The 12,161-nt window shown below is 71.7% G+C and carries 9 protein-coding genes; all 9 read right to left on the bottom strand.

Going from position 1 to position 12,161, the window contains the following annotated elements:
• Nucleotide 1: 1 nt before the first annotated feature.
• The 9 genes from NGF19_RS01170 to NGF19_RS01210 all read right to left on the bottom strand — a co-directional run bounded on the left by NGF19_RS01170 (nucleotide 2) and on the right by NGF19_RS01210 (nucleotide 12,133).
• Entirely contained in the window at nucleotides 2-2,545 is a 2,544-nt protein-coding gene (locus NGF19_RS01170) for a serine/threonine-protein kinase (protein WP_252421485.1), read from the bottom strand.
• Complete coding sequence (locus tag NGF19_RS01175; RefSeq protein WP_252421486.1) at nucleotides 2,542-3,864, bottom strand: coiled-coil domain-containing protein; 1,323 nt, start codon at nucleotides 3,862-3,864, stop codon at nucleotides 2,542-2,544. Before NGF19_RS01175 ends, NGF19_RS01170 begins: the two co-directional genes overlap by 4 nt.
• Nucleotides 3,865-3,948: 84 nt before the next feature.
• A complete protein-coding gene (locus tag NGF19_RS01180) occupies nucleotides 3,949-4,977 on the bottom strand; it encodes a glutamate ABC transporter substrate-binding protein (RefSeq protein ID WP_252421487.1) in 1,029 nt (342 codons plus the stop codon).
• Nucleotides 4,978-4,991: 14 nt separating this feature from the next.
• The gene (locus NGF19_RS01185; protein WP_252421734.1) at nucleotides 4,992-6,398 is read right to left on the bottom strand and encodes a GlnX family signal transduction membrane protein; all 1,407 of its coding nucleotides are present in this window, start codon (nucleotides 6,396-6,398) and stop codon (nucleotides 4,992-4,994) included.
• A 323-nt stretch (nucleotides 6,399-6,721) separates the two neighbouring features.
• Nucleotides 6,722-7,696, bottom strand: coding sequence for an N-acetylglucosamine kinase (locus NGF19_RS01190; RefSeq protein WP_252421488.1), 975 nt, complete (start codon nucleotides 7,694-7,696; stop codon nucleotides 6,722-6,724).
• The gene (locus NGF19_RS01195; RefSeq protein WP_252421489.1) at nucleotides 7,687-8,952 is read right to left on the bottom strand and encodes a 6-phospho-beta-glucosidase; all 1,266 of its coding nucleotides are present in this window, start codon (nucleotides 8,950-8,952) and stop codon (nucleotides 7,687-7,689) included. Before NGF19_RS01195 ends, NGF19_RS01190 begins: the two co-directional genes overlap by 10 nt.
• Before the next feature lie 6 nt (nucleotides 8,953-8,958).
• Entirely contained in the window at nucleotides 8,959-9,852 is an 894-nt protein-coding gene (locus NGF19_RS01200; protein WP_252421490.1) for a carbohydrate ABC transporter permease, read from the bottom strand.
• The gene (locus NGF19_RS01205; RefSeq protein WP_252421492.1) at nucleotides 9,849-10,796 is read right to left on the bottom strand and encodes a carbohydrate ABC transporter permease; all 948 of its coding nucleotides are present in this window, start codon (nucleotides 10,794-10,796) and stop codon (nucleotides 9,849-9,851) included. Before NGF19_RS01205 ends, NGF19_RS01200 begins: the two co-directional genes overlap by 4 nt.
• Nucleotides 10,793-12,133, bottom strand: a complete 1,341-nt coding sequence (locus NGF19_RS01210) for an ABC transporter substrate-binding protein (RefSeq protein ID WP_252421494.1) — start codon at nucleotides 12,131-12,133, stop codon at nucleotides 10,793-10,795. Before NGF19_RS01210 ends, NGF19_RS01205 begins: the two co-directional genes overlap by 4 nt.
• Between the last annotated feature and the right edge of the window lie 28 nt (nucleotides 12,134-12,161).

Genomic DNA, 12,161 nt, shown 5'->3' on the forward strand with positions numbered 1-12,161 from the left:
ATCACACCCACGTTCGGGGGCGGTAACGGTTGGCACGTTCCACCAGGTCGATCCTCTCCTCGCCGCCCTGCGCGAGCCTGGCCAGCGTCCGATAGGAGCGCTCCAGGCCGAAGCGAAGGCCGCGTTCGTCCAGTTCGCTGCCGAGCAGCACCGGTCCGCCCGGCGTGGGCGGCACGGCACTCCGGTTTCCGGAGAGTATCCAGTCCAGCGCGCAGCCGAGGACCTCTGTGGACAACTGCTCGCGGCGCACGGCGTCCAGGCCGTACGCCTCCAGCGCCTGGACCTGTCCCGCGGCGGCGACGAGGTCGTCCAGGAAGGCCGGGTCCTGGCCCTGGCCGTGGCTCTGGCCCTGTTCGTGATCCTGACCCGTACGTTCGCGCAGGCGCGCCCGTACGGCGGCGACGCGGGCCGCGGTGTAGTGGATGGACGCCTCCGGCACCGACTCCAGGGTGCGGACGGCGCCCTGCCGGTCCCCGGCGGCGAGTTGCACCCGGGCCAGGCCGAACGCCGCGCTGACATAGCTGGGGTCGGTCGTCCAGACCAGGCGGTAGTACTCGGCCGCGTTGTCGAGCTGGCCGAGGACCTCCGCGCACAGGCCGAGGGCCAGCTTGGGCGCGGGCTCTCCGGGGAACGCGTCGTAGATCGCGTCGAAGGAGAGTGCGGCCGACGCGTGGTCGCCCGTGACGAGCGCGGTGATGCCGCGGTACCACACCACCCGCCAGTCGTCGGTGTGGTCCGCCTCCAGGGCGGCGAGGGTCCGGCCCGCCCCGGCCGCGTCGCCCATGTCCAGCCGGGCCCGCAGCTCGCGCAGCCGCAGCTCCAGCGAGGGGGCGGGCGCGGCACCCAGCGCGGCGATCAGCTCCGCGGGCGCGGAGGCCATGAGACCGGCGAGGAAGCCCGCGTTGGGGTCGCCGGGGTCGACACGGGGGACTGGCAGGGCGAGCGCGGCGGCAGCGGTGTCCAGCGGCCTGACCAGACCGTTCGCAGGAGAACCACCCGAACCACCTGGCCCCGCACTCGCGCCACCCGGTGCCGCCGGAAGCGCGGCACGGCGGCGCTGCGGGACCACCCGTGCCCCCAGCCGCGACACGTCCCCCTCCAGCGGTACGAACAACTCCGTGTCCGTGACCTTGAGTTCGGGACCGAAGAGCGTCGACAGCGCGGGGCGCGGGCGGCCCGTCTGGACGGCGACGACCTCCCGCAGCACCCCGGTCAACTGCTCCGCCATCTCCTGCGCGGAGGCGAACCGGCGGGCCGCGTCCGGGTCCGTGGCGCGGACCAGCAGCCGGTAGAAGGACTCGTAGCGGCGGAAGACCTCGATGGTGTCCGGGTCGGGCAGGGAGTCCACGAAGACGTTCGTATAGCCCTGGAAGTCGAACGTGAGCACGGCGAGGGTGCGCGCGACCGTGTAGAGGTCGCTCGCCACCGACGGACCGGCCTCCGCGACCTCGGGCGCCTGGTACCCGACCGTGCCGTAGATGGCCGACTCGTCGTCGTCCATCCTGCGCACCGCGCCCATGTCGATCAGCTTGAGCTGGTCCTCGGTCTGGATCGCGTTGTCGACCTTGAAGTCGCAGTACAGGAGGTTGCGGCTGTGCAGATGGCCGAGGGCCTCCAGCGCCTCGACGCCGTACGCGCACGCCTGCTCCACCGGCAGCGGATCGCGCCTCCCGTCCGGCGTGCGACGGGAGTTGGCGATCTCCTTGAGCGACTTGCCGCCGATGTACTCCATGACGATGTAGCCGTCGAGCGAGCCGGTGTTCTGGTCGAGGTGCTCCACGAAGTTGTAGATGCGCACGATGTTGGAGTGCTCGATCTCGGCGAGGAAGCGCCGTTCGGAGATCGCTGCGGCCATCGCGTCCTGGTCGCCGGTGTCCAGCAGGCCCTTGAGGACCACCCAGCGGTCGGCGACCGCCCGGTCCACGGCCAGGTAGATCCAGCCGAGCCCGCCGTGCGCGAGGCAGCCCACGACCTCGTACTGGCCGTGCACGACGTCCCCGGGGTTCAGCTTCGGCATGAACGAGTACGGGTGGCCGCACTTCGTGCAGAACCCCTCCGTGCGCCCCGCGCGCTCGCCGCGCGAACGCCCCACCGGGGCCCCGCAGTCGGCGCGCGAGCAGAACCGCTTGCGCTCGGGCACCTCGGGGTTCTCCAGCACCATCGCGCGCGGGTCGGGCCGGGGCACGTCCGGGACGCGCACCAGGCCGAGGCCCAGCCGGCTGCGCGCCGAGCCCGTGGACGCCGTGCCCGAACTGCGCACCGACACCGAGCGGCCGGTGGTCCGGCCGGTCAGCCGGCCCGACACCGAGCGCCGGGACCGGGACGAGCGTGACGACGTCCGGGAGCTGGCCCGCGAGCCGCTGCTCGCCGAACCGCGCGAACCCTTGCCGCTCACGGTGATCCCCGTGGCCGGCGAGCCGACCATCCCGGTCGTGGAGACGACCGGCGCCAGACCGCAGGTGTCGCAGTACAGTTCGCCGCCGCCGACGTCCTCGTAACGTCCCTCACAGCCCGGCCGCTGACAGTTCTTCCCCGCCTGGCTCATCGCTCCCCCCTCCGGTCGGCCGGTGCGCCCCGCTCGGGCACCCGCGGCCCGAGCTGCTCGGCGGCTGCCTGCTGATAGCGCAGGACCGCCTGTTCGGCGACCCTCAGGTCGCAGGGCGCGCTCCACAGCATCCGCCGCGCCACGTCGTACCGCTCGACCAGCAGCGGGTCCTCCGCCAGACCGTGCCGGGCGATCTTCGCCTTGTACGCGTCCAGTCGGCCGCGCAGCTCGGCGCGGACCGCGAGCGGCGCGGTGACCGCCGTCAACGACTCGCGGGCGCGCAGCAGTTCGTCCTCCGCCTTCTGCTCCAGGGACTCCAGCAGCGGCGAGAGGCGGTGCCACTGGGCCTGTCGGCGGTACTCCGCGGCCGTCGCCAACTGCTCCTGGAGCACGGTCGGCGGGCCGCTGACCGCGGGTACCTCGGAGGCGGCGATCTTCGCGAGGACCTCGCCCCGCGCGCTGCGCGCCTCCGCCAGCGTGCGGTCCGCGCGGCTGAGCACGTCACGCAGCCGCACCAGTCGCGCCTCGGCATCCTGACGTACCGTCAGGACGGCCTCGATCTCCCGGCGTACGTCCTCCAGGGCGCGCGCCTCGCGGTCGTAGACCGTCGTGTCCGGACGGCCGCCGCCGGGTGCCGAACTCCCTTGCGCGGGCGCCCAGTACGCCAGCGGATCGCTGACCACCTGCTCCCGCAGACCGGTCAGCGTGCGCGTGATCCGTTCCAGGTCGTCGCCCGCCGGATGCTCGCCGGGGCGTACGCCCACCGAGTGCGCGAGGGCGCGCGTGCGCTGCAACTCGGCGGCCAGCAGGTCGATTCGCGCGGGCAGCGCCGACCACACCGCGTCGGCGGCGACGACCATGTCGAGCGAGGACGCGTACAACTCGTTCATGCGCTCGACGAGTTCGGCCAGGGTGAACTGCTCGCTGAGCTTGGCGTTGCTCGCGAGCGTCGGCGCGTTCGCCGTCGCCACGGCACCGCCCGACACGGTGACGCAGGGGCCGCGCAGCAGTTCGGTCAGCTCGGCCAGGTCCTCGCGGCTGGACCAGCGCCGCCGGGAGCGGATCTCGCGCGCGGTGCGCAGCGTGGCCGTATAGGCGTCGAAGTACGTCCACAGCAGGGTGATCGACGCCTCCGCGGAGGTCCAGCGCTCCCGGGTGAGGCCGGTCAGCTCGGCGCCTTCGAGGAGTCTGCGGCCCGCGTGGTCCTGGAGGGCGAGGAGCGAGGTCTCTATGGCCTCGTGCTCCGCGCCGAGCCGCGCCAGCGCACGGTCCACCTCGTCCCGGTCCAGTACCGGCCCGGTGGGTCCCGTGACGCCCATCGATCACCTCTCGCTCTCGTCGTGCCCTGGGCGCGTGTCCGGTGCGCCGGGGTAACTCTCCAGTGGCTTCGGGCCGTTGCCCCGTCAGGAGGACGGCGGTCGGGACGACGCCGAGTCGGTGCCCAGCGTCTGGGACAGCCACTTCTGGTACGAGGCCTCCCAGCCGATCCTGCCCTTGCTCTTGCGGTAGTCCACGAGGACCTGGTTGACCCGGCGTACCAGATCCTCCGCGTGCTTGTTCATCGCCACGCCGTAGTACTCGGTCGTGAAGGGCTTCCCCTTGAGTTCGACGGTCGGGTCCTGGGCCGCCTGGCTCGCGGCGAGCGCGCCGTCGGTGACGATGGCGTCCACCTCGCCGAGCTGGAGCTTGACCAGGCAGTCGAGTTGGTTGGGGACGGTGGTGGAGATGTCGGCGGAGGACGGCAGCCGACCGCCGCTCGCCTTGTCCTCGGTCAGCAGGGCCTCGGCGGTCGAACCCGCCGCCGAGCAGATCCTCTTGCCCGCGAGAGACGCGTTGTAGCCCGTGACACCAGGGGTGTCGGACGTCTTCGGGGCCAGGATCTGCTGACCGGTCGTGAAGTACGGGTCGGAGAAGGCGACGTCCTTCAGGCGGTCGCAGTTGATGGTCATCGTGCGCACCACCATGTCCACCTGACCGCTCTGGATCGCCGGGATGCGCTGGTTGGTGGGGATGGCGTGGAAGCGGACCGCCTTCGGGTCGCCGAGGATCTGCCGCGCGATCTCATGGGCGAGGTCGATGTCGAAGCCCTCCAGATCACCGCCCTCGGCGTTGGGGTCGCGATAGCCCCAGCGGTAGCTGTTCTGGTCGACGCCCACCGAGAGATAGCCGCGCTTCTTGATGGCCGTGACCGAGGGACCGCTCTCGTCGCCGGACGGGGCGGGGCTCAGCTTCTCGGGGTGGTCGCCGCAGGAGTCGGCCGTCGCCTGGGTCGCCTCGGCGATGCCCGGACCGCCGGTCTGCGGGGCACCGTCCCCGCGCGTGCCGAGCGGCGGCAGCAGCAGGACGAAGGCCAGGGCGAGAGCGCACGCCGCGAGCATCGTCCCGACACCGCCCCAGCCCCTCAGACTCGCCCGCAGACGCCGTGTGTTCATCGCCGCTCCCCCTCTCACCGGTACTCCGACAGCCTGCGCCCGATGCCCAGCACCGCGCCGGACGCGCCCAGCACCGCGAGGACCGCCGCGCCGACCGGGAGCCCGGTCATCGCGTCCCGTCCGTCGCCCGCCGCCTGCTGGAACTGGCTCTCCTCGTGGGCCAGCGCCTTCGCCAGACTCCTGTCCACGGCGTCGAAGCGCTCGCCCGTCGGATGGTCGTCCTCGGAGCCGATGATCTTCTTCAGCGCCGCCTGGTAGTCGCCCTCGTCGTCGGCGGTCCGCGCCTCCTGGTGGCGCTGCTGCCACAGCTTCACGGCCGTCCTGGCATCCTTCACCGGCTGCTCACCCGCCCGGTCGTCGGCGAGGGACTCGGCCTCGGCCAGGCCCGTGATCAGCGTCTTCATGTCCTGCTTGAACGCGTAGTCGTAGGCGTCGACGGTCGACCCGTCGGGCAGCTTCTTGGTCTCGGCGCCCCGGCTGACCAGCGTGAGGTTCTCGTTGCCGCGCGCGTTCAGGGACGCGATGCGCGCGTCGTGCAGCACGTTCAGCGAGCGGACCGCGTGGTCGTAGGAGGAGTCGAGCCCCGCGCGGGCGACACTGTGCCCCACGACCAGCCACAGCAGGACGATCGCCGAGGCGGTGGTGGCCGCGACCAGGCCGTGGTTGAGCACCCGGTTCGTGCGCCGGTAGTGCCGCCGCTGCGCCCAGCCCAGCGCGCCCAGCGCGACCACACCGAGGGCGAGGGCGAACCAGGGGTACGGCGTCGCGTCCCCGTAGTCGGCGCGCAGCCGCTGGTTCTCCTTGGTGTACAGGTCCTGCGCGGCCGGGAGCATCTCCCGCTGCATCTTCTCGTTCGCCGCCCGCAGATACGCGCCGCCCACCGGATACCCCTGCCGGTTGTTGGCGCGCGCCCGCTCGATGAGGCCCTTGTACTCCGGCAGCAGCTTGTTGAGCTGGGCGATGGTCTTCGCGGAGGGGGAGCCGGGCTCGGTGCTGGCCGCCGCCGTGACCAGACCCGCCGCAGCGTTCTCGATGTCCTTCTCGTACCGCCGGGTGGTCGAGGGCGGCTCCTGGCCGCCCGACAGGAAGCCGCTCGCGGCGGCCGTGTTGGCGTCGGCGAGCGAGCGGTAGATGTCGGCGGCGCCCGCGCTGAGCGGCTGGCTGCGGTGCAGTACGTCGTCCGCGGCGCTGGAGCGGTCGGACATCTGCCAGGCGGTGACCGCCCCGAACGCGAGGACCAGAAGGGCGAGTACGGCGCCGATGGCGCGCAGTCGGCCGGGCTCGGTGACGGCGGCGGCCCGCAGCCGGTCGACACCCTCCGCGAAGGCCGTACGGCGCGGCGCGGCGGGCGGCGGCGGTGCCTGCGGCGCCGGGGACGCCTGCGTCACGGGCCCCCTGGACTGCGGCGGCACCGCGGGCATCGTGGGCGACGCCGATGGCGCGCCGCCCTGCTGCCAGTGAGTCACGTGACCTCCCCCGTGGTCATGCGTCGGTCGTCTCCGCCCGGTGCGGGGAGCGGGCGCGGGTGCACGGCGGCCAGTATTCCCCTCCGCGTCGGTATCCGCACCGGCCTTCACACGATCTTGTACCGGATCACCGCGCGCCGACGGATGCCGACCTCCGCACGCCCTGTCGCACCCTTCCCTCTTATGAATACGTCATGCACTCCATGTCGGTTCCCCGGTTCCCTCCTAGGAGTTACGCACGTATCAGCGCACGTATCAGCGCACGTATCGCGCACGCATCACGCGCGCTCGTAGTACGCCCGCACGCGCGCGTGCGCTTCCCGCGGCGCCCGCTGGTGGTCGAGGCCGAGCAGGGCCGCGCCGAGGACCGGGCGGGCCGCCACCACCTGAGGCAGCGCCCTGGGCGCGCGGTCCGCCAGCACCTCCCGTATCCGGTCGTCGAGTCGGGGATGGCGGGCGGCCAGGACGCTGCCGCCGAGCAGGACGGGGGTCTCCTGTGCGAGCAGGTCGAGACGGGTCAGCGCGACCGTGGCCATGGCGACGATCTCCTCGGCGAGCCGGTCGACGATCGCGCGGGCGACCGGGTCGCCGTCCTGGGCCGTCGCGAACAGCACCGGGGTCAGCTCATGGCGCCGCCCGTACGCGATGTGCTCCAGGTGGAGCGCCTCGATCAGCGCGTACATGGAGTCAAGACCGAAGTGCGCGGGCAGGGTGCGTGCCAGGGCGGTGGGACCGCCCCGGCCGTCCTCCGCGCGCGCCGCCCACCACAGCGCCTCCTCCGCGAGCGCCCAACCGCCGCCCCAGTCACCGGAGATTCTGCCGATCGCGGGGAAGCGGGCGGTGCGCCCGTCGGGGCGCATCCCGACGCAGTTGATGCCCGCGCCGCACACGACCGCCACTCCGCGCGGCTCGGCCACGCCCGCGCGCAGGACGGCGAACGTGTCGTTGCGCACCTCCACCGTCGCGGCCCACGCGCGCGCGTGCAGCGCCTGGCCCAACTGCTCCTCCTCCACCGGGAGATCGGCGTTGGCGAGACAGGCCGAGACATGGCCGACCGAGGTGACCGACGCCTTCGCGAAGGCCTCGTCGACCACCTCGGCCAAGGCGTCCACGGCCGCCCGCACACCCACGACCGGCGGTCGGAACCCCCCGCCCCGTGCGGTGGCGAGGACGTCGCCGTCGGCGGTCACGACGGCGACGTCGGTCTTGCTGTTGCCCGCGTCGATGGCGAGGACGCTCGTGCTCAGGCCCACGCGAGATGCTCCCGGTTGTGCGCGATCAACTGGTCGGTGAGGGTGTCGGCGTACGCGTACTGCCCGACGAGGGGGTGGGCGAGCAGCGCCCGGAACACCCGGTCGCGGCCCCCGCGCAGCGCGGCGTCGAGAGCGAGGTCCTCGTACGTGGTCACGCTCGCCATCAGCCCCGCGTACAGCGGGTCCACCGGGGCCACGGGCAGGGGCGCGGCACCCTGCGGGCCGACGGCCGCCTGGACCTCGATCACCGCGTCGTCCGGCAGGAAGGGCAGCGTGCCCCGGTTGTACGCGTTCACCACCTGGTACGGGGAGCCCCCGCCGCCCAGCAGCGCGGCGGCGAGGTCGACGGCCGCCTCGGAGTAGAAGGCGCCGCCCCGCTTGGCCAGCAGCGCGGGCTTCTCGTCCAGCGACGGGTCGCCGTACATCTCCAGCAACTCCCGTTCCATGGCCGCCACTTCGGCTGCACGGGACGGCTTGGTGCGCATCTCCCGCACCACCTCGTCGTGGGTGTAGTAGTAGCGCAGGTAGTAGGAGGGGACCACGCCCAGCCGGTCCAGGAGGGCGGGCGGCAGGCGCAGATCGGCGGCTATCGCGGCGCCGTGCTCCGCGAGCAGTGCGGGCAGGACGTTCTCGCCCTCGGGGCCGCCCAGACGCACACCTGTCTCCCAGGTGAGGTGGTTGAGGCCCACATGGTCGAGATGGACCTCGGCGGGCGCGACACCGAGCCGGGCGGCGAACTTCCGCTGCAGGCCGATGGCCACGTTGCACAGGCCGACGGCGCGGTGGCCCTCCTGGAGCAGGGCGCGGGTGACGATCCCGACCGGGTTGGTGAAGTCGATGATCCAGGCCTTCGGGTTGGTCCGGCGGACCCGTTCGGCGATGTCGAGAACCACCGGCACGGTGCGCAGCGCCTTGGCCAGACCGCCCGCGCCCGTCGTCTCCTGGCCGACGCAGCCGCACTCCAGCGGCCAGGTCTCGTCCTGCTCGCGCGCGGCCTGCCCGCCGACGCGCAGTTGGAGCAGGACGGCGTCCGCGTCCGCCACGCCCGCGTCCAGGTCGGAGGTGGTGACGACCCGGCCGCCGTGCCCCTGCTTGGCGAAGATGCGCCGCGCCAACCCGCCCACCAGCTCAAGCCGTTCGGCCGCGGGGTCGACGAGGACCAGCTCCTCGACGGGCAGGGTGTCCCGCAACCGGGCGAATCCGTCGACGAGTTCGGGCGTATAGGTCGACCCTCCGCCGACCACGGTGAGTTTCATCAGTCGCTACCCCTTTACTCCGGTGAGAGTGACCCCCCGTACGAACGCCTTCTGGGCGAAGAAGAACACGAGGATCACGGGGGCCATGACCAGGACGGTCGCGGCCATGGTGAGGTTCCAGTCGGTGTGGTGCGCGCCCTTGAACGACTCCAGGCCGTAACTGAGCGTCCAGGCGCCTGGGTTCTCCGACGCGTAGATCTGCGGGCCGAAGTAGTCGTTCCAGGCGGTGAAGAACTGGAAGATCGCGACGGCCGCGATGCCCGGCCGGGCCATCGGCAGGACGACCCGGAGGAGCGTTCGCAGCTCCCCGCAGCCGTCGACCCGCGCCGCGTCCAGGTACTCGTCGGGGATGGTCAGCAGGAACTGCCGCAGCAGGAAGACGGAGAACGCGTCGCCGAACGCCATCGGGACGATCAGCGGCCACAGCGTGCCCGACAGGTCCAGTTGCTTCGCCCAGAACAGATACATCGGGATGATGACGACCTGCGGGGGCAGCATCATCATCGAGATGACCAGCATCAGGCACAGACTCCGGCCCCGGAAGCGGAACTTGGCGAGGGCGTAGGCGACCGGGACCGAGGAGACGACGGTCAGGACGGTGCCCGCGCTCGCGTAGACCAGGGTGTTCTTCCACCAGGTGAGGAAGCCTGGCGTGTCGAACACCTTGCGGTAGTTGCCCCACTCCCAGGTGTGCGGGACGAGATCGCGGCTGAGCGCCTGGGCGTCGCTCATCAGCGAGGTCAGGAACACGAACACGAAGGGCAGCGTGAAGAAGAGGGCGGCGGCCACGCCGAGCGAGTGGACCGCGATCCACTCCAGAACGGCCCTGCGGCGGGCGGTGCGTTCACCGGGCGCGACGGGCGCGCTCGGGGTCACCGGCCGGTCGAGTACGTCGGTCACGGCCGGTCACCCGCCAGGTCGAGACCGCCGCCGCGCCGCATCAGCACCGCGGTGAACAGCATCGACAGCGCGAAGAGCACGAGGGCGACCACACAGGCGGCGCCGTAGTCGAAGCGCTGGAAGCCCAGGTTGTAGACGAGTTGGGGCAGCGTGAGCGTGGACCGGTCGGGGTAGCCGGGCTCGAACCGCGTCCCCGCGCCCTGGATGACCCCCGAGGCGACCTTCCCCGCGATCAGCGGCTGGGTGTAGCACTGCATGGTCTGGATCACCCCGGTGACCACCGCGAACAGCACGATCGGCGCGATGTTCGGCAGGGTGACGTAGCGGAAGCGCTGCCACGCCGACGCGCCGTCCAACTCGGCTGCCTCGTACTGCTCTTGCGGTACGTCCAGCAGCGCGGCCATGAAGAGGACCATCAGGTCGCCGACGCCCCACAGTGCGAGCAGGGTGAGGGCGGGCTTGGACCAGGCGGGGTCGCTGAACCACCCGGGAGCGGGGAGACCGGCCCGTTCGAGGAGTGAATCGACCGGCCCCGTACCGGGGTTGAGGAGGAAGGCGAAGGCCATCGTCGCGGCCACGGGCGGGGCGAGGTAGGGGAGATAGAAGAGGGTGCGGAAGACACCCGTGCCCGTCTTGATCTTCGTGACCAGCAGTCCGACGCCGAGCCCGAAGACGACCCGCAGGCTCACGGTCACGAGGCCCAGCCACAGCGTGTTGCGCACCGCGGGCCAGAACAGCGGGTAGTTCTCGGCCACGTACGTCCAGTTCTTCGTCCCGCTCCAGGTCGGCGGCCGGAAGCCGTCGTAGTGCAGGAAGGAGAAGTAGACCGTCGAGAGCAGCGGGTACGCGAAGAAGACCGCGAAGCCGATCAGCCAAGGCGAGAGGAAGGCGAGGGTGCGCAGGGCCGCCCGGCGGCGTTTGGCGGCGAGGGTGAGCGTGGTCACCGCTGCTTCGCCTGTGCGATGTCCGTGTCGATCTGCCGGGCCGTGCTCGCCAGGCCCGCCTTGAGGTCCTTGGCCCGGCCGCTCTCGTAGTCGTAGCCGAACTGCTGGAGCGTCAGGAGGTATTGACCGCCGTCGACGGAGGCGGGGGACGTGGTCGAGTGCGGGTCGGCCGCGATGTCGAGGAACGTCTTGAAGCGCCGGTCGTAGGTCAGCTTCGGGGACTTGAGCGCGGCGAGCGTGGACGGCACGTTGTGGATGTCGTTGGCGAAGCCGACCACCGCGTCCGTGTCCGTGGTCATGTACTTCACCAGCTCCCAGGCGGCGTTCTGCTTGCTGCTGGTGGCGGCTATGCCGGTGACGGTGCCGGTGATGTAGCCCTTGCCGTACTGGTCGATACGGTCGTCGGGCACGGGCAGCGGAGCCACTCCGACCTCGAACGCCGGCTTGGCGGCGAGGGCCATGCCGAGGCGCCACTCGCCGTCGAGTTGCATGGCGACCTGCCCGGTGTGGAACGGGTGCCGCGGACCCCACTCGTCGCCCAGCCCGGCGCGGAACCTCTCCAGCTTCCGGAACCCGCCCAGTTCGTCCACCAGCCGCTTCTGGAGCGTGAATCCGGCGGCGACGGCCGGATCCTCGGCGACGGTCGATCTGCCGCGGCTGTCGAAGTACGTCGGGGAGAACTGCCCGAGGTAGTGCTCGGCCGTCGTCTCCCAGCCGTGGTAGTCCGGCATGAAGCCGAGCTGCCGGTAGCCGTCGCCGTCCGGGACGGTGAGCTTCTTCGCGTCGGCCTCGAACTCGGACCAGGTCATGGGCGGTCGGGCGATGCCCGCCTTCTCGAACGCCGTCTTGTTGTAGTAGAGCCCGTACGCGTCGCCCAGCAGCGGTGCCGTGCAGCGGCGTCCGTCGAACCGGGTGTAGTCGTTCATCGCCTTCGGGAAGGTGGTCGCCGGGTCGATGCCCGACTTCTCGAAGAAGGGGGTGAGATCGACCAGCGCGCCCGAGGCACAGAAGGGGCCGACGTTGTTGGTGGTGAAGGAGGAGATGACGTCGGGGGCGTTGCTGCCGCCGGTGCGCAGGGCCTGGTTCATCTTGTCGTCGGTCATGTCGCCGACGACGGTGACATGGATGTTCGGGTGCGCCTTCTCGAACCCCGCGATCAGGGAGTTCACGGCCTTCGTCTCGGAGGGCGCGCTCCAGGCGTGCCAGAAGGTGAGGGTGGTCTCCTCGGACGGGTCGTCGTGCGCGCCGGAGGTGGGGTGGCCGGTGCACGCGGTGGCGAGGAGGGCGACGGCCGCGGCGGTCAGGGCGCGAGCCGTCTTCCGGAACACTTCGGGCATGACTGGGGACTCCCTCTGAAGGGCGGGC

Origin of the sequence: Streptomyces macrolidinus, assembly GCF_023887685.1 — a bacterium.
GTDB classification, from domain to species: Bacteria; Actinomycetota; Actinomycetes; order Streptomycetales; family Streptomycetaceae; genus Streptomyces; species Streptomyces macrolidinus.